Annotated in this window: 17 protein-coding genes; 8 read left to right on the forward strand and 9 right to left on the reverse strand. The window is 63.3% G+C overall.

Annotated features, from left to right (window positions below):
- Window positions 1–92: 92 nt before the first annotated feature.
- Complete coding sequence (locus ACIQLI_RS02405; protein WP_400384605.1) at window positions 93–1748, reverse strand: sigma-70 family RNA polymerase sigma factor; 1656 nt, start codon at window positions 1746–1748, stop codon at window positions 93–95.
- 144 nt (window positions 1749–1892) lie between these two features.
- Between ACIQLI_RS02405 and ACIQLI_RS02410 the strand changes: the two genes are divergently transcribed.
- Window positions 1893–2474: a hypothetical protein gene (locus ACIQLI_RS02410; RefSeq protein ID WP_400384607.1), complete on the forward strand. Its 582-nt coding sequence runs from the start codon at window positions 1893–1895 to the stop codon at window positions 2472–2474.
- A gap of 3 nt (window positions 2475–2477) precedes the next feature.
- On the opposite strand, the gene ACIQLI_RS02415 is transcribed toward ACIQLI_RS02410, so the two are convergent.
- Window positions 2478–2834, reverse strand: a complete 357-nt coding sequence (locus ACIQLI_RS02415) for a GNAT family N-acetyltransferase (RefSeq protein WP_354231865.1) — start codon at window positions 2832–2834, stop codon at window positions 2478–2480.
- Window positions 2831–4195 (reverse strand): acyltransferase, encoded by a 1365-nt coding sequence (locus tag ACIQLI_RS02420; RefSeq protein WP_400384609.1) that lies wholly within the window; start codon window positions 4193–4195, stop codon window positions 2831–2833. The genes ACIQLI_RS02415 and ACIQLI_RS02420 overlap by 4 nt, the downstream gene beginning before the upstream one ends.
- Before the next feature lie 158 nt (window positions 4196–4353).
- Here ACIQLI_RS02420 and ACIQLI_RS02425 point away from each other — a divergent pair, with 158 nt between their 5' ends.
- A complete protein-coding gene (locus ACIQLI_RS02425) occupies window positions 4354–4773 on the forward strand; it encodes a VOC family protein (protein ID WP_354231861.1) in 420 nt (139 codons plus the stop codon).
- A 15-nt stretch (window positions 4774–4788) separates the two neighbouring features.
- On the opposite strand, the gene ACIQLI_RS02430 is transcribed toward ACIQLI_RS02425, so the two are convergent.
- The 5 genes from ACIQLI_RS02430 to ACIQLI_RS02450 form a co-directional block, all read right to left on the reverse strand.
- Window positions 4789–5181 (reverse strand): DUF1304 domain-containing protein, encoded by a 393-nt coding sequence (locus ACIQLI_RS02430; RefSeq protein WP_400384611.1) that lies wholly within the window; start codon window positions 5179–5181, stop codon window positions 4789–4791.
- 51 nt (window positions 5182–5232) lie between these two features.
- Entirely contained in the window at window positions 5233–6108 is an 876-nt protein-coding gene (locus tag ACIQLI_RS02435; protein WP_400384613.1) for a class II fructose-bisphosphate aldolase, read from the reverse strand.
- Window positions 6108–7574, reverse strand: coding sequence for a GntP family transporter (locus tag ACIQLI_RS02440; protein WP_400384615.1), 1467 nt, complete (start codon window positions 7572–7574; stop codon window positions 6108–6110). The genes ACIQLI_RS02435 and ACIQLI_RS02440 overlap by 1 nt, the downstream gene beginning before the upstream one ends.
- 102 nt (window positions 7575–7676) lie before the next feature.
- Window positions 7677–8579, reverse strand: coding sequence for an NAD(P)-dependent oxidoreductase (locus ACIQLI_RS02445; RefSeq protein WP_089593287.1), 903 nt, complete (start codon window positions 8577–8579; stop codon window positions 7677–7679).
- Window positions 8580–8604: 25 nt separating this feature from the next.
- Window positions 8605–10119 carry a four-carbon acid sugar kinase family protein gene (locus ACIQLI_RS02450; RefSeq protein WP_400384617.1) on the reverse strand — a complete coding sequence of 505 codons (1515 nt, stop codon included), beginning with the start codon at window positions 10117–10119 and terminating at the stop codon, window positions 8605–8607.
- A gap of 129 nt (window positions 10120–10248) precedes the next feature.
- Between ACIQLI_RS02450 and ACIQLI_RS02455 the strand changes: the two genes are divergently transcribed.
- The 3 genes from ACIQLI_RS02455 to ACIQLI_RS02465 all read left to right on the forward strand — a co-directional run bounded on the left by ACIQLI_RS02455 (window position 10249) and on the right by ACIQLI_RS02465 (window position 13111).
- The gene (locus ACIQLI_RS02455) at window positions 10249–11052 is read left to right on the forward strand and encodes an alpha/beta fold hydrolase (protein ID WP_400384619.1); all 804 of its coding nucleotides are present in this window, start codon (window positions 10249–10251) and stop codon (window positions 11050–11052) included.
- 72 nt (window positions 11053–11124) lie between these two features.
- On the forward strand, window positions 11125–11826 hold the full coding sequence (locus ACIQLI_RS02460; protein WP_400384621.1) for a FadR/GntR family transcriptional regulator: 702 nt from the start codon (window positions 11125–11127) through the stop codon (window positions 11824–11826).
- A gap of 136 nt (window positions 11827–11962) precedes the next feature.
- Complete coding sequence (locus tag ACIQLI_RS02465; protein ID WP_400384623.1) at window positions 11963–13111, forward strand: Fic family protein; 1149 nt, start codon at window positions 11963–11965, stop codon at window positions 13109–13111.
- 14 nt (window positions 13112–13125) lie between these two features.
- Here ACIQLI_RS02465 and ACIQLI_RS02470 read toward each other — a convergent pair whose 3' ends face one another.
- Window positions 13126–14049, reverse strand: a complete 924-nt coding sequence (locus ACIQLI_RS02470; RefSeq protein WP_400384625.1) for an AraC family transcriptional regulator — start codon at window positions 14047–14049, stop codon at window positions 13126–13128.
- 213 nt (window positions 14050–14262) lie between these two features.
- Between ACIQLI_RS02470 and ACIQLI_RS02475 the strand changes: the two genes are divergently transcribed.
- The 3 genes from ACIQLI_RS02475 (at window position 14263) to ACIQLI_RS02485 (ending at window position 16616) form a co-directional block, all read left to right on the forward strand.
- On the forward strand, window positions 14263–14412 hold the full coding sequence (locus tag ACIQLI_RS02475) for a hypothetical protein (RefSeq protein ID WP_400384627.1): 150 nt from the start codon (window positions 14263–14265) through the stop codon (window positions 14410–14412).
- 124 nt (window positions 14413–14536) lie between these two features.
- Complete coding sequence (locus ACIQLI_RS02480) at window positions 14537–15325, forward strand: SDR family oxidoreductase (RefSeq protein WP_400384629.1); 789 nt, start codon at window positions 14537–14539, stop codon at window positions 15323–15325.
- 52 nt (window positions 15326–15377) lie between these two features.
- Window positions 15378–16616 carry a styrene monooxygenase/indole monooxygenase family protein gene (locus tag ACIQLI_RS02485; RefSeq protein WP_400384631.1) on the forward strand — a complete coding sequence of 413 codons (1239 nt, stop codon included), beginning with the start codon at window positions 15378–15380 and terminating at the stop codon, window positions 16614–16616.
- The last annotated feature ends 12 nt before the right edge of the window (window positions 16617–16628 follow it).

Consider the following 16628-nt stretch of genomic DNA (forward strand, 5'->3'; position numbering starts at 1 on the left):
AGGACGGTGGAAAGAGGGCAGGCCTGGTATCGAAAAACAGCGCAACCCTGGGCAGCCCTGGCGCCTAGGCCATGTGGACTGGATTCGAGTGCCTAGCTGAACGTGTTGGTGAAGTTCTTGGTGATGACACCCTGCCCGGCAAACCGGTAGTCCAGCGTTGCAGTCACGGCGGAAGCAGGCATGGCTACTCCCACGGTGAACGCGAGGTCGTTACCGTCCACGGAGTCGGTGCTGCACTGGATTTGGCGGTCTCCCCCAGAGACACCGGCGCAGGTCCACCCAGCGGGAGCGACAGTTTTTCCAGCCAGGAACGTTGCCCCGTCCGGCAGGGTGAAGTCCACTCGGCCGGTAGTCAGCGCGCCCTGTCCCTTAAGCGAGAACTGCACTTTCAGTTCCCGTTCGGTCGGGTTCGCCCCCTGCGTCGCCATGAACTGGGCGTCAACCGTTTGGGTAGCGGGTGCCGCAGGAGGCACACCACCGGGTGCCGGCGTCGACGTCACCGTACCGGAGTCCACCACAACAGCCTTCCGCGGCGGGGCCGGGGCTGGTGGAATCACGACGGCGGGAGGTTCCGGCAGCGCTGCCACCGGACTGTCCGGGGCGGGAGTTGCCCGTGGAGCCTCGACGGCGGGAGGTTCCGCTGCTGCGGGCAAGGACGCGGCGGGGAGTGGGGTCACCGTGGGAAACGACGTCTCCTGGGCTGGCGGGAGGTTGGAGACAGCCTCGGACGTCGCCGTGGACTGCGACGCCGGGCTGGGTTGAAGGAGCCACACGAGGGTTCCTGCCAATGCCATGACGCCCACTATCAGGGCGGCCGTCAACTTCCACGCGTTGCTGAGGCCACGGATGCCCTGGGCAGCGATATTTCCGGGTGCAGCGGTGCTCCCGGCGCTGCCGTTGGCCACGCCTGCAGCAGTGCCACCGAAGCCGATCGCACCTGCTGCCGCCGGGGTGAAGGTGATCCCTGTCAGCAGAGGGAAGAGGATGGAGCGCATGCCGCCCTGGATGTCATTGAGTTCAATCAGCAAGGCCGTGCATTTCGCGCAGCCTTCCAGATGTCCGCCGACCTTCTCCGCGGAAGTACGCTTCAACGCATTTCGGGCGTACTTTCCCAACTGGCTGGCGTATTCGTCACAGGCCTGATCCTCCGTGCGGCTGATGTGCTGCTGGAGGTAAGCCTGGCGCAGACCTTCCCTGGCCCTGAGCGCCAGCGCCGAGACACCGTTGGGGGTCAGGCCCACGAAGGGAGCGGCCGCTGCAGGCTTCAGGCCCTCGATATCCAAGTGCCACAGAACAGCCTGCCAGCGCTCCGGCAGGGATTTGAATGCCTTGGCCATCATGCTCGACTCAAGTTCGCTGACTACTTGATCATTGTCCAGGACGGGAGCATCGAGGATGGCGTCATCCTCCGCTGTGGGCATCCGTCGGGCTTTGCGGTTTCGATCGTGGGCGGTACGCCGCACCACGGTCAGGAGATAGGACCGGAAAAACTCTTTGGGTCCTTTGCCTTCCGTCAGCAACTGAAAAATCGTGGCGAAAGACTCAGCCACCACATCATCCGCGTCGCTCGGGTTGTCCGTTTGGGAGCGGGCAACAAATTTCGCCACTTTCATGTGCCGCTGATAGAGCACGTCGAAGGCCTCCGTGTTGCCTTCACGCACCAAAGCGATGATCTGCGGATCGCTGGCAGTGGCCGTCACCGAAAGTGGTGACGGCCCATCGGCGCTGACCGCAACTACTTGATCCATAAACAATAGTGTGACATCAGAATCCGTATGACTTGAACCGAGTCTCGGGGACCTGTAGAGAACTCATACTTTCGCGTCACGATCCCCACCTCGGCCGCACTAATAAACATGACCCTCCTGAACCCTGGCGCGAATCGAGGAACCATGGACATCCGCCGCCCCCGCCCATTCCTGAAACTGATGCGTGCTGTCCATAAGGACGGAGCGCAGCAACCGGGCGCAATTGTCCGCGGATTGCCGCCGCACAGATCAGGTCCACTCACGCGCAAGAAGAATGCAGGGCGCGCCACCTTGGTCTACGGAGCGGACCGGCCCGTGGCAATTCCAGGAGATACCGTCATCTTCACCGCGTGGATCATCAACCGCTCCGCAAGCCATCTGCAGGACGTGACGTTGATACCCCGGTCCTTCACCAACGAGGGCATGGAGGTGCTGCGCTATACCTCGGAACCCGTTGAGCGCGACCTTCGGATCCGGCTGCTGGCCCCCGGGCAGTCGGTGATGCGGAGCTTTACCTATTTGGTGACCGACGCTGACCATATCCATGGGGGCAGCCTGGTCAGCGCCATGCAGGTCCATGCCACCTGCCGCGGCCAGGTTGTTTCCGATGAAAATGACGCAATAGTCTCTCTCAGCGGCGCACGGAAGGATTGGCCCTTCCCTGCGGACAGGGCGGGCCTGCCGCTGAAGAGAAGGAAGAACGCAGAGCAGCCGGTGCCCGCGTAGGTCTTATAGGTTGCCCGGTTCGCCTACTGGCTTCTCAGCGGGCCAATCCACATCCTGCTCATAGCCTTCGTGCTTTTTCAGGTACGCGGCGATGTACGGGCAATGCGGGATGATGCGCTTGCCGGACGCCACAACATCGTCCAGGGCAAAGTGCGCCAGAACTTTAGCCAGGCCTTGGCCGTCGAACCCGGGCTTGGTTTCCGTGTGGATGAAGTCGATGTGACCGGGCCGATCAAGGAACTGGGAAATCACGGCCAGCTCCCCGTCTACGTGCAGCTCATAGCGGTGGAATTTATCGTTGCGCACCGTAGTGACGCCAGGACGGAACGATTCTGCCAGTGAATCCGTGTACTCGGTCATGGTTCGAGATTGGCACTTAAACCTGGCTCTGGCAACGTGGACACCTTTCCGACGCGGCGCCCGGGGACCTCCACCCGGGACGATGACGGCAGCACGGGCGTCGGAACCCTGCCCAGCAACAGGACTGAAAGGGCAAAGCACGCCGCTCCCCCACCCAACAACGCAAGCGTCAGGCCGTTTAAGGCGGCATCCGCAAGCGGAATCAAAACGACGACGGCGGCCGTCACCACAGCGGCACGCGAGGGACCCCGCGCGTGGCTTGCCGCCGTCGGACGGTTCTCCAACCAGCCACAAAGCCACACCACCGGCACCAGCAAGGCGGCCACGGCAAGGAAAACGGGGATCCGGGCCCACCACCATTCGGGGGTGCTACCTGCGGGTTTGGGCACGTCGGTGAGCAACAACAACCCTGACATGCCCACCAGCAGCGGAAGATGCCACAGGTAAACCGTCATGGACCTGCGGCCGGCCACGGCAGTGACTGCCTGGATCCAACGGACTCCCGCCAGCCAGGCAATGCCGTTGCGGAGCAGCTGAAGTGTTGCGGCCTGCGAGACGCCCAACAGCAGCAAGCACAGGTTGGGTGGATTGATATTTACCACCATGTTTCCCGAGTAAACCGCCACCCCCGTCACCAATCCCAACAACAGGTTGCTGGTGACAATGACACCCACCAGCCAGGTACGGCTGCGCTGTTCGAAGAAGCCATCCGCCATGAGGAAACCCAGTTGCTGGACCGCGCACCAGACGAAGATCAGGTTGGTGAACGCGAGCACGGGAAGCGCTCCTCGAAGGGAGTCAACCGTGATGATCAGCGCCACCAACGCCGCGAGGGTCAATAGTGGTGCGCGTTCGTGCAACCTCGCCAGGAGCGGAACGCTGAGCTGCGCCGTGAGATAGGCGGCAAGGAACCACAGTGGCATGGCGGCGCCGGCGGTCATGAGCTGGATGACCTGGGGGTGGACACCCACCAGCAGCGCGACCCACAGCGCTCCCCACATGACGGCCAGCAGTGCCATGGCGGGGCGGACAAGCCGGAGGAGCCGGAGTTGGGCGAAGTCGAACCCGTTACCGCCGCGGGCTTTCAGACGCCGCCACGACTGCAACCCCGTCACACCGCCCAGCACGAAGAACAGTGGAACGATCATGAGGGCCCAGGCCACAGGGGTAAACCAGCTTTGCTCCATGAGCACGTTCTCTGTGGTGACCGTCCCGTCCTTCTGTAGAACAGGGTTGGCCATCATGCAATGCGCAGCCACCACCAGAAGCAGGCAGGTGAATCGGACAAGGTCGATCGCCGGATCCCTCTGCGCCACCGTGTCCAGGCGTGCGCGGGGGTGCGCTTGCGATTCCCGCTCCATGGCTCTCCCTTGGAACCCACGCACCTGCGTGTTGACTCCATTGTCCGCCCGTCGGAGGGACGGAGCCAGCAGGCGGGATATGGCCGGGTATCGGCGGTCATCCACAACTGGTGTTTGGGGTCTGGACGGGGCAGCGAAACACCGGCAGGATCGAAGCCATGACAACCTCTATTTTCGTGAACCTCCCCGTCAGTGACCTCGAGGCGTCCAAGGCCTTCTATACGGCCCTTGGCTACTCCATCAATCCAAACTTCACCGATGAAACCGCCGCCTGTGTGGTCTTCAGCGACACCATTTACGCCATGCTCCTGACCCACGCCAAGTTTGCCGAGTTCACCAAGCAGCCCATCGCGGACACCCAAAATTCGACGGCGGCAATAGTCGCCATTTCTGCCGATAGCCGTGAAGACGTGGATGCCCTGGCCACCAGGGCACTGGAGGCCGGCGGATCTGAAACGTATGACGCCCAGGATCTTGGCTTCATGTACAGCCGGGCGTTCCGCGACTTGGACGGCCACCACTGGGAAGTTCTCTGGATGGACGAGGCCGCGGCTCAGGACGGGCCGCCGGAGTCCTAGCAGGGAGCCTGGATCCTAGCTAAGAGTCACTGCCAGGACACCAAGCACGACGGCGAGCAGCGGCGTGGTTCCTTGGAGGGTCGCTGCGCGGAGGTACTTCTTGCCGCTCGCGGCGAGGACCAAGGCTGCCAGAAGCATGGAACCGCAGCTGCTGAAGACCAGGGTCCAGCCCACCTGCGGGGCACCCATGGCCACTGCGACGATGCCGATCAGGGCTCCGATGGCCAGGAAGAGGTTGTAGAAGCCTTGGTTGTACGCGAGCGGTTTGGTGGTTTCCGCGTCAGCCTGGGAGGTGATGCTGAACGTTTTCCAGGTCTTGGGCCTGGTCCAGGTGATGGACTCCATAGTGAAGATGTAAACGTGGAGCAGGGCGGCAATCGTCGCAAAAATCAGGGAGGCCAGGATCATGGTTTGATCCTAGCCTCCCCGTAATGCCGGTCTTGGGTGCCGCGCTGCCCGTCAGGCGCTGCGCAACTCCAATGTGGCGCCGGCGAAGGTCGCCGCAGAGACGTTCCACGTGGACAGCAGGCCTTGCAGATTCTCGCCATCGGCCCTGTGCGCTGCGGTTTCAGATTCCAGCGTGGACAGGATTCCGGTGCGCAGTTCGGTGTTGAAGTTCACTTTGCCCACCCGCAGTGAGGAGGCCTTCGCGAGCTCATCGGCGGGGATGCCGGAGGCACCGTGGAGCACCAGCGGGACGTCGGTCCGTGCTGCGACGTCCTGCAGCACGTCCCAGCGGATGTTGGGCTCGCCCTTGTACTTGCCGTGCACGTTCCCCACCGCAACGGCCAGGAGTTGCGCCCCGGTGCGTTCAACGAAGTCAGCCACCTGCGCCGGGTCCGTGAGCCCCGCAACTGGCGTTCCGGCGTCGTGCGTTGAATCGTCAGCACCGAACGCCCTGTCCTCGTCCCCGGCAAGGCCGCCGAGCTCTGCTTCGATCACCACGTCGGCGGCGCCTTGCGCGTCCAGCGCGGCGCGGACTTCGCGGACCAGGGCGATGTTGTCCTCGTAGGGCAGGGACGAACCATCGGCGAGCACCGCGTCAGCACCGGCAGCCACGGAGTCGCGAATGACCCGCAGATCCGTCGCGTGGTCCAGCTGGACAGAGACCGGAACACTTGCGGAGTCAGCCAGGCCACGCAGGGCCGTGATGAGCCGCAGGCCGTTGGCAGAGGACGCAGTCTTCGGAGCGACCAGCAGGATCACGCCCAGACGGGCATCCTCAGCGGCCGCAACAACGGCAAGGGCGGTGGTGAAGTCGTAGCACGTGAAGGCAGGGACCGCGGCGCCATCAGCCAGCGCAGAGGTGACCAGGTGATCGAGTTTGGTGCGCATCAGTGGGCCAAACCTCCCACCAGGATCCAGGCCACGAAGGTCAGCGCGAAGCCGGCCAGGCCCAGGATGGTGGTCAGGACGGTCCAGGTCTTGAGACCGTCGGAAACGGTGAGGCCGTAGTAGCGGATCACGGTCCAGAAGCCGGCGTCAGTCACGTGGGACAGCCCCAGCGAGCCGAAGCCGATGGCGATCACAATAACGGCGATTTGGGCCGGTGTGTAGCCGCCTTCCATGACCGCGGAGGTCAGTAGGCCGGTGGTGGTCACGATGGCGACGGTTGCGGACCCCTGGGCGGCACGCAATGCCAGGGAAATGATAAAGCCGAGAACGATCACCGGCAGGCCGAGGCTGTCCAAGGTGTGGGAAAGGGCCGCGCCGATGCCCGAGGTGCGGAGGACTTCGCCGAACACGCCACCGGCAGCAACCACCATGAGGATGGAGGCGATGGGAGGCAACGCGCCTTCGAAGATCTCGCCGGTTTCCTTGAGCGACCAGTTGCGGCGGACAGCAAGCAGGAAGAAGGAGAGGGCCACGGCTACGAGGAGCGCAAAGAACGGATTGCCGATGAACGCGGCCACGCCGTACCAGTAGTTGTCCTTGGGGATGGTCAACGTGCCAACGGTGCCGAGGAGGATCTGGGCGATGGGCGCAGCGATCAGGAACATGATCAGGCCGGGACGCGGAGGGGCGATGGCGCGGGCGCCGGGGCCGTCGTGGCCAACGTGGACCAGGGAGTCAGAGCCGAACTCGTCAACCTGCTGCTTGACGCCGGGCAGCAACTCGTACTCTTTGCGGTTCATGATGCTGGCGACCCAGTAGGACAGGAAACCGAGGGGAATGCAGATGATGAGCGAGATCATGGTGATGAGCCCGATGTCCGCGCCGAAGACGCCTGCACCTGCAACGATGCCCGGGTGCGGCGGGACAGCGACGTGGATGGACAGCATGATGCCGGCCATGGGCAGGCCGAACTTGATGGGGTGCACGTTGGCGATCTTGGCGAAGGCGTAGACGATCGGGACCAGGACGATCACGCCCACCTCGAAGAACACGGGGATCGCCACCAGGAAGCCGACGGCGGTCAGTGCGACAGCGACGCGTTTGGCACCGAGCTTCTCCGTGAAGTGGGTAGCCAGGGACTGCACTCCCCCGGAGACCTCGATCATGCGGCCGAGGATGGCACCGAGTGCGATCAGCAAAGCGACCTTGCCCATGGTGCTGCCAACGCCCGTGGTCACCACGGTGAAGATGTCCTTGAGGGGAATCTGCGCCGCAACGCCCACCAGGATGCTGACTGCCAGCAGTGCAACGAAAGCCTGGATCTTGAAGCGGATGATCAGCACCAGCAGCAAGGCAATTCCAGCTGCGGCGATGGTCAGCAGCAGGGGTGTTCCCAGTTCCACTGCGGGTTTGATGGCGGGGGCGTCGGCCGCCTGAACCATCAACGAGTTAACGAGGGGATTCATTGGGGGTGTCTCCTTTGACATACCAGTCTAAAGAAGACCGGCGGGAGGTGGCGGCGACGGCGAAGGGGGGATCGCCGTCGTCGCGCGTTCTTATGGGGGTGGTTAGGCGGTGCGCTTTGCGGGCGCGACAACCTTGATGACGGCGGAGTCGTCGGCAGCGGCGAGGCCCTGGGCCTGGCCGAGGAGATAGAGCTGTTCAGCAGCGGCAGCTACAGGTGCAGCGAGGCCGGCGGCGCGGGTCGCTTTGCCCACAATGCCCATGTCCTTGACAAAGATATCGAGGCGACTGAGGACTTCGGCGCCGTCTTCGGAGTAGGCCTCGAGGATGCGCGGACCACGGTTGGACAGCATGAAGGAACCGGCCGCTCCGGCTTCAAGGGCGGCGAGGGTCTTCGCCTGGTCCAGGCCGAGGGCGTCGGCAAGGGCCATGGCCTCGGCAGCGGCGGCGATGTGCACGCCGCAGAGGAGCTGGTTGACGGTTTTGAGTGCCTGGCCGTCGCCGGGCTTGTCGCCGACGATGCTCAGGGTGGAGGCCAGCAGTTCCAAGGCAGGGCGCGCCTTTTCGAGCGCCTCGGGCTCTGCACCCACGACGATCAGCAGGTCGCCCTCGCCGGCACGCTTGGGTCCACCTGACAGCGGTGCATCAACCAGGGCCACACCGTATTCCGCAAGCTTTTCCACTGTGGCCGGGATGGCTTCGGTGCCCACGGTGCTGCCGAGGATCACGACGGCGCCCGGCTTCAGTACCGAGGCAACGCCGTTCTCGCCGAAGAGGACATCGTTGAGCTGCTCGCCGTTGCGGACGGCCAGGAGCAGCGCGTCGGCACCATCGGAGGCCTCACGGGCTGACGCGAACGTCTTGATCCCGGCGGCCGCGGCGAGTTCAAGGCGCGGCTCGGCGATGTCGAAGCCGTGGACAGTGAGCTCGGACGCGAGGCGGGTTGCCATGGGCAGGCCCATGGCGCCCAGGCCCAGGACGGTGACGGTGTAGTTGCTGCTGGTCATGGTGTTCTCCATTGAATTTTGGCTGTTAGAAGGTGGCGCTGAGCTTGCGGGTGACTTCAGTCAGGGATTGGTCGTCGCCGACGTTGCCCGCGAAAACGATGTACGGGATGCCCTTGGCGGGGCCGTCCACCGGCTCCCAGAGCGAGACAATGCCGGGCAGCATGGGGCCGCGGACAATTGCGTGGCGGATTTCCAGGCCGTGCGCAGCGACGTCCGAGGACGTGATGCCGCCCTTGGCGATGACAAACCGCGGCGGGAAGGTCTTCAAGGTCCGGTTCACCACGGCGACGACGGCGGCAGAGACCGTGCGGGCGATCTTCAGGCTCGCGGCGGCGTCGTCGGTCTTGATGAGCAGGCGGCTGGTGTGGACGATGACGTCACCGTGGTGGAGGGCATCCACGACGTCGGAGACGACGGTTTCGATGTAGGCGTCGGCTTCTGCTTCACCCGCGGTTTCGGTACCGGCAATGAGTTTCTCGACGTCGATCTCGATGGTGCGCGCGGAGCTGTGCTTGGCTGTGAGGTCATTGAGCTGGCGGGTGGTGACGCCGACGTGGGAGCCCACCACGATCAGGCCGCCGGCTGTGGAGGGAGTGTTGCCTGCGTAAGCTTCCTCCGAGGTCAGCGCGCTGCGGATTTCCTGTCCGATCCGACCCCTTACGAAGGGCGGGCCCACGCGGTACAGGAGTTTCTTGCCGCGGCGTTCGGCTTCCTCGAGGCCCAGTGCCAGGGCGCGGAAGTCGTTCTCGGTAACGATGTCGGCCACGATCGGGGTGGAGTTGGTGGCGGACTCCAGGGCGTCGGCGATGGCCTTGGCGGAGATGGTGGGGTCCTGGGCGGAAGCTCCGGCTCGGATGATGTTCAAGTCCAGCACGATGACATCGTCTGCCCGGAATCGACCCTGGGACTTCTCCTCCACATACTTGGCCATCTCGGAGTTCTTGAAGCCGAAGCTCGCATCCTTCGCGAATTCCGTCTCGGCCACAGGGGTGAGTGTGCCAGCGTCTCCTCGCATGTAGTGCACGCCACCGATGGTGACGCGGCCGGCGTCGGGGAATGCCGGAACGATCACTACGCCGTCAGTGGGTTCGCCGGTTTCGGCGGCAACGGTAGCCGCGATGACGTCCGGCTCCAGCGGGTAGTGACCACGGAGGGTGGAGTCGCTGCGGCTGACGAATCCCAGGCGCAGCCGAGGACCACCAACGGTGCCCGACGCCGCAGCGAGGGCGTTGCGGACAATTTCCTCATTGCGGGCAGCGGCCTCTGCCGGGTCCAGGCTGCGGGTGTTGGTCAGGACGTAGACGGCGGCCTGGGTCTGGTTCTCACGGATGTGGGTGAAGGCCCAGGTGAAGTCCTCAACCTCCCAGCGGGTGAGTACGGCGAGATCCGCAACGGACTGCGTGCCTGTGGGGTCGTCGTCGAGGACAACCAGAACGCGCGGGGTGGTGGCGGCGGACGCGGCTACGGCGTCGGCTACCAGCTGAGCGGGAATCTGGACTTCCGCAGGGAAGGCGGCCAGAGCGTCTGCTTCAAGGGTCACTGTGCACTCCATCGTGGGAAATCTGTGTAGCGGTTTGCTGAATGTAAGATGTCAGACATCTAACATTTGAATTAGTGTGACACACGGCTCCTCACTGTGCAAGGTGCTCCGCATCACTAGGCTGGGGGCATGGCTGACAGCGTGGTTCCGCTCCCCTACGTTGATTTCCTCACGCCTCCCGTTCCCGCAGGTCAGCAGGTTCCGGCAGTGCTGATCCACGGCTGGGCGTCAGGCTCGGTGTACTGGGAACCCCTGGCGAAGAAACTGCTCGACGCCGGCCGCCCGGTGTGGATTATCGACCTCCCCGGTTATCACCCGGGAGATTTCCTGCCGTCGGATTTCGAGTGGACCTTGGACTCGGCGGCTGCTTCGGTGGGGGCAATCCTTGACGCCCGGGCCCAAGGTCCCGTGCACGTGGTGGGGCACTCGATGGGTGGCAGTGTTTCGCTGACGCTGGCGGCGGCCCGGCCCGAATTGGTGGCCTCACTGACCTTGGTGGGCATGGCACCGGTGCCGCAGAATCAAGGATTCAAGGAGGTGCTCAGGTCCCAGCTGGACCAAGGGTTTTTCGATTCCGGAACTATCGCCAAGCTCATGAACGCCTGGTACGGGGAGCTGTCCGGTGCAGACATGGAGCGGCTCAGCACCGGATTCAAGGTCCCCTTCCCGGTTCTGTCCGCCAGCGCTTTGGCGGCCATGACCGGCGTCGAACCTTCTGCACCCGGGCGCGTCCACGCGCCGTTGCTGGTGCTCGCCGGAACTGATGACCGGGTGCGGCCCTTAGGGCAAATGCGCGCGTTCGTGGCCGAAAGCCCCCAGCGTCAGCTGAAGGCCATTTCCGGCGCGGGCCACAATGTCCACTGGGAGAAGCCGCAGGAATGCGCCGAGGCGCTGCATGAATTTTGGGAAACGAGCTGGCCGCCGCCAGCGTAAGATGTCTGACAACCATCCCGCCCCGGGAAGACGCGGGACGGAGGGTGGCCGGAGTACAGGAAATGGGGATACATGGCACGCAAGTCGCTGGTCGGCGTGGTCGCTGATGAGTTGCTGGACCGCATCATCGCGGGTGAATTTCCGCCCGGAACGGTGGTCCCCGGCGAGCTTGAGCTCAGCGCCAAGCACGAGGTGAGCCGCATGACCGTGCGTGAGGCCATGAAGACCCTCGAGGCGCAGCGGATTCTCAGCGTGGAGCGCGGCCGCGGCACGTTCGTCAACCCCCTGAATCAGTGGGCATCACTGGAAGCCGTGTTGCGGGCGGCATCTGAGGGAACCAAGGACGCGGCTGCCGCGATCCAGCTCATTGAGCTGCGCCGCATGCTTGAAACGGGTGCCTGCGAACTCGCCGCCGAACGTATCTCCGACGACGAACTCACGGCCCTCAGGGACCACGTGGAAAAGATGCAGACCGCCCATGAGGTCAACGATCTCGCAGCCTTCGTGGAAGCGGACCTCGCTTTTCACGACGTCATTCTTCACGCCTCCGGCAACGTGTTTGTGGCTGTGCTCTTTGAACCGCTGCACCGGGTCCTCGAGGCACGCCGCACCGAAACATCGGCTTTCCCGGAGATCCAGGAACACGCGATCGGCCATCACCGGAAGATTGCCGCGGCCCTGGAGTCCCGGAATCCCAACGAGGCACGCCTGGCCATGGACGCCCACATGCAGCAGACGCTGGACGATCTGAAGACGTACGTGCTGGAGGCGTAACTGGCACAGGCGCCTTAATTGTTGGACTCGGTTAATTTAATTCCTGCACGGGCCGGGTCTAGCGAAAGCACTGATTTCTAGGGAATAATCGGGCCATGCTCTTAATTGTTGGAAACCTCTCTGGAACATTCTCCCCGTGAACCCACTCGATTTTCCCGAGTTCCCCTTTAGCTCTCCACTGGCGAAAGCCATCATCGACCTTGAACGGGTTCGCGCAGATTTAGGTGAAGGAACCACCGCTCCCGAGGTCTTCACACAGTTGCGAACACTCTTTCAACTGCTGTCGAGCATCATGAGCGCACGCATCGAGGGCAATCGCACGTCAATTGTGGATGCTGTTGCAGGCGTTCAGCTCGCGGACCGAGCCGACATCAAGCGGGACGACGGTGTTCAAGAGATCGTCCAGCTCCAAGAAGCAACGGCTTTCGTCGACTCCGCCGTCGGCCGGGGGACGATACTGACTCACGGGTTTGTCCGGGAGCTGCACCGCATCTCCGTGGCCGGTTTGGAACGTGAAGGGGACCGCACACCTGGTGCCTACAGGCTCGCCGATGTCACAATCAGCGGCTCATCGCACCGACCACCCTCGCCAGGGAGCGTGCACGGAGACATGACGGCACTCCTGGACTTCATCAATGCGGACGTAGATCAAAACTACGAGCTCCTCAAGATTGCGCTCGCCCACCATCGGTTCGTCTGGATTCATCCTTTCGGCAATGGCAATGGTCGCGTCGGGAGACTCATGACTTACGCCGCCATGCGGCGGCAAGGGTTCTCCGACACCGCCGGATACCGGGCGCTGAACCCAACGGCCGTATTTGGGGAGAACCGCGCCCTCTACTACGAACGACTCGAAGACGCCGATTCCCTCGAACCCGAGTCCCTGATTCGCTGGTCGACGTATGTCCTCGAAGGACTACTGACAGACCTCAGAAGGTTGGCGAAACTCGGTGACAAGGACTTCGTTACGGAAGGCCTGTTGGTTCCCGCAATCGCAAGAGGCCTCGCCTCGTCGCGCTTCACGGCGGACGAAGCCCTGGCTTTGACCATCATCGCGCGCAAAGTTGACGTGAAGGCCGCAGACCTTAGTTCAGCATTCACAGGTTCAGCTGCGACACGAAGTCAAGACATTCGAAAGCTCCTGGACCGCGGCGTCATTGAACCGATCGCCAAGGGGAAGAGATCCTACCGGCTTCGGCTGGCCCCGAGTGAACTAACGCCACTTCTGGTTCGGGAATTGGATCAATTGGGATTCCTGCCCCGCATTCTGCGCGATTCAGAATAGTCTCCGCCTCGTGCCTAGCGGCGCAAGCTCTCGCTTGGTAATTCGCCGAAGGCCTTCACGTAGAGCGCAGAGAAGCGCCCTTGGTGAGTGAAACCACACAACTCCGCCACCGCCGTGACACTCTGCTCCCGCGGGCTCGCTTCCAGCAGCATCTCCCGGGCCCGGTCCAGCCGGATACTGCGCAGCAACTCCGACGGCGTCGCGCCCGTTTCCGCCCTGAGCGCGGTCTGGAGGGTCCGGACCGAAACTCCCAGGCACTCCGCGATGTCCGGCACGGTGAGTTCTTCGAAAGCATGCCGCTCCAACAATTCGCGGCACTCCCGGACCAGGCGGCTCTCCGCGTCCCTGTCCCCTGCCACATCGGCGGGAGGTTCCGTGGCCATCAGCAGCCGCGAGACCATGGTGTCCGCCAGCAACCCCTGCATGAAGACGGGAGCAGCGGTCTGTGGCTGGCCGATCATGTCGTCCTGAAGCTCGACGACGGCCCTCAGGAAAGCCCGACCGGCCGCACCTGAAAGATCCATGCCATAGGCCAGTCCTCCAGGAGCCGCCCCATTGAGCTGCCACGCCACCCGCTCCAAAGCAGTACGCCGCACGTACACAATCAAGTGCGGGCTGCCACTGTCCCAGCGCATGGAGAAGGGCCGGTCGATCGGCGGCACGGTCGCCATGCGCGGGCTCGATTCCACAGTCTTTGCCCCCACCTGCATGGAAGCATGCCCTGCCAACGGAATCTGAACCAAATGGAAGTCCTGCAGACCCTCCGGCTCAATCCGAACGTCCGCGCCGTAGTCGAGGAACTCGATCCCGACATCGCCGCGATGGAGGGAGCGCAGCTTCATATCCACTGCGGACTGGCGCGTCCGCGGCGACAGCTCGTGACTGCAAAACAGCTCAGCAATTTTGGCGTGCGCTTGGTCCACGTCGGTGGTGGCCATGGTTGGCCGCCCCCGCAGAACGTCACGAGGAAGAATCCTCACCATCCGCCACCTACTTCACCGGTTTCCCACCACACAGGGTCTTTTCGCTTTTCGGATGATCCCCGCGTCGAGCGGATATTCCGGAGTGCAGCAACTGCCTAGAGTCGCTTTTAAGACAAGTATGACGCAGCTCACAGAACCATAACAGTGACGGAAGCGAGGTGAGGACCAGTGAAGAACATCAAGCTCGTACATGACCGCCGGGGTGAATGGGATCAGAGTCACTTCGAACTCTGGGCGGCGGAGCTTCAGGCGAAGGAAACCCACCTCACTTCCGCGGCCTGGGTTGGCTGGCACGAAGAAGAGGAGGACCCTGCGTGATTCGGATAATCCTCGCGCCCCGTGGATATTCCGAACGACAGCGACTGCCTAGAGTCGCTTGCAGGAAAGATATGACGCACGTCATATATCCGTAACATCATCATCGCGGGAAAGGGTTTGGCACATGTCAGCACTCAAGGGCAGGACAGCAATCGTCACCGGTGGAGTCACGAAGGTGGGCCAGGGCGTGGTCGCCGCTTTGCGGGACGCCGGAGCCACGGTGGTGGTAGCGGACATAGACCCCGACGGGGCGTCGCTCACCGCCGGGCTGGGCGAAGGTATCCACTTCTCCCACACTGACATCACAGATGACACCGCCGTCGCGGAACTCGTAGAGAAGACCGTCACTTCGCACGGCAGCCTGGACATCCTGGTCAACCTGGCCTGCACCTACAAGGACGACGGAGCCGCATCCGGCCGCGCCGACTGGCTCGACGCACTGAACGTCAACCTCGTCAGCGCCGTAGTGGCGGGCAACGCAGCCCGCCCCTACCTCAAGGCTTCGGGGCACGGCGCCATCATCAACTTCACCTCCATCTCCAGCTCCGTGGCCCAGGCGGGCCGCTGGCTGTACCCCGCCAGCAAGGCTGCCCTGGTGCAGGTGACCCGCAGCATGGCAGTGGACTTCGCATCGGACGGGATCCGGGTCAACTCGGTCAGCCCGGGCTGGGTGTGGAGCAACATCATGGATTCCCTCAGCAACGGGAACCTCGAGAAGACTGACACCGTGGCGGCACCGTTCCACGCACTCAAGCGCGTCGGCCGCCCGCACGAGGTGGGTGACGTCGTCGCGTTCCTCGCCAGCGACCAAGCCAGCTTCGTGACCGGCGCCGATTGGGCCGTCGACGGCGGCTACTCCGCTTTGGGACCTGAACGCGCCGAAGAAACCATTCCTTTGCTCGCCGCCAACTGACAACCGCAAATAGACCCACACCGCCTACAGACCAAGAGAAAAGGGCAACACCATGACGCAACGCCACATCACCATCGTCGGCGCAGGCCAGTCCGGATTGCAGCTGGGCATCGGCCTGCTGGACGCCGGATTCAACGTCACCACGATCTCCAACCGCACTCCGCAGGAGATCCAGGAAGGAAAGGTGGCCTCCAGCCAGTGCATCTTCCACAACGCCCTGGAACACGAGCGCTCCTTGGGGCTGGATTTCTGGCCCGATGCCCCCACCGTGGACGGCATCTCCTTCACCATTCCCCACCCCGAACTGCCGGGTGAGAAGGCCATCAGCTGGGCCTCCCGCTTGGACAACCACGCCAAGTCCATCGATCAGCGCGTGAAGTTCCCCAGGTTCATGGAAGAGTTCACTGCGCGGGGAGGCGAGCTGGTCTTCGAAGACGCCGGCGTAGCTGAGCTCGAAAAGTACACGCACAATTCGGACCTGGTGATAGTGGCAGCCGGTAAAGGCGAAATCGCGCAACTCTTTACCCGCGACGCCGAACGCAGCACCTACGACGCCCCGCAGCGCGCCCTTGCCTTGACCTACGTGAAGGGCCTGAAGCCCCGCGAAGAGTACTCGGCAGTGTCATTCAACCTCATCCCCGGAGTCGGCGAGTACTTCGTCTTCCCGGCACTGACCACCACCGGCCCCTGCGAAATCATGGTCTTCGAAGGCGTTCCGGGCGGCCCGATGGACACGTGGAAAGGCCTCTCTCCCGAGGAGCACCTGGAGAACTCCAAGAACATCCTGCAGACGTTCCTGCCATGGGAAGCCGAACGGGCCACCGACGTGGAGCTCACCGACCCCCATGGCATTCTCCAAGGCCGCTTCGCGCCCACCGTCCGCCACCCGATTGCCACGCTGCCGAGCGGGCGGCAGGTACTGGGCTTGGCCGACGTCGTGGTGTTGAACGATCCCATTACCGGACAGGGGTCCAACAACGCGAGCAAATGTGCGGCGTCGTACTTGGACAGCATCATCCGACAGGACAACGGAGCCTACGATGCAGAGTTTATGCAGGCCACCTTCGAGCGCTATTGGGATTACGCCCGGCACGTTGCAGACTGGACAAATGCCCTCCTGGCCCCGCCGCCGCCCCACGTCCTTGAACTCCTGGGCGCTGCGAACAGCGAGCCGGCCATTGCCCACCGCTTCGCCAACGGCTTCAACCACCCTCCGGAATTCCAGGACTGGTTCATGTACCCGGACAAAGCTGCTGACTACCTGGCCGGCCTCTCCGCCGCCAGGGTTTAATAGCACACCCCT

Origin of the sequence: Paenarthrobacter sp. NPDC091669, from assembly GCF_044756725.1 — a bacterium.
In the GTDB taxonomy this organism is placed as follows: domain Bacteria; phylum Actinomycetota; class Actinomycetes; order Actinomycetales; family Micrococcaceae; genus Arthrobacter; species Arthrobacter bambusae_C.

Coding starts and splice junctions, on each gene's coding strand:
- ACIQLI_RS02405 (WP_400384605.1), bottom strand. CDS start 1,748: ATGGATCAAGTAGTTGCGGTCAGCGCCGATGGGCCGTCACCACTTTCG.
- ACIQLI_RS02410 (WP_400384607.1), top strand. CDS start 1,893: ATGGACATCCGCCGCCCCCGCCCATTCCTGAAACTGATGCGTGCTGTC.
- ACIQLI_RS02415 (WP_354231865.1), bottom strand. CDS start 2,834: ATGACCGAGTACACGGATTCACTGGCAGAATCGTTCCGTCCTGGCGTC.
- ACIQLI_RS02420 (WP_400384609.1), bottom strand. CDS start 4,195: ATGGAGCGGGAATCGCAAGCGCACCCCCGCGCACGCCTGGACACGGTG.
- ACIQLI_RS02425 (WP_354231861.1), top strand. CDS start 4,354: ATGACAACCTCTATTTTCGTGAACCTCCCCGTCAGTGACCTCGAGGCG.
- ACIQLI_RS02430 (WP_400384611.1), bottom strand. CDS start 5,181: ATGATCCTGGCCTCCCTGATTTTTGCGACGATTGCCGCCCTGCTCCAC.
- ACIQLI_RS02435 (WP_400384613.1), bottom strand. CDS start 6,108: ATGCGCACCAAACTCGATCACCTGGTCACCTCTGCGCTGGCTGATGGC.
- ACIQLI_RS02440 (WP_400384615.1), bottom strand. CDS start 7,574: ATGAATCCCCTCGTTAACTCGTTGATGGTTCAGGCGGCCGACGCCCCC.
- ACIQLI_RS02445 (WP_089593287.1), bottom strand. CDS start 8,579: ATGACCAGCAGCAACTACACCGTCACCGTCCTGGGCCTGGGCGCCATG.
- ACIQLI_RS02455 (WP_400384619.1), top strand. CDS start 10,249: ATGGCTGACAGCGTGGTTCCGCTCCCCTACGTTGATTTCCTCACGCCT.
- ACIQLI_RS02460 (WP_400384621.1), top strand. CDS start 11,125: ATGGCACGCAAGTCGCTGGTCGGCGTGGTCGCTGATGAGTTGCTGGAC.
- ACIQLI_RS02470 (WP_400384625.1), bottom strand. CDS start 14,049: ATGGCCACCACCGACGTGGACCAAGCGCACGCCAAAATTGCTGAGCTG.
- ACIQLI_RS02480 (WP_400384629.1), top strand. CDS start 14,537: ATGTCAGCACTCAAGGGCAGGACAGCAATCGTCACCGGTGGAGTCACG.
- ACIQLI_RS02485 (WP_400384631.1), top strand. CDS start 15,378: ATGACGCAACGCCACATCACCATCGTCGGCGCAGGCCAGTCCGGATTG.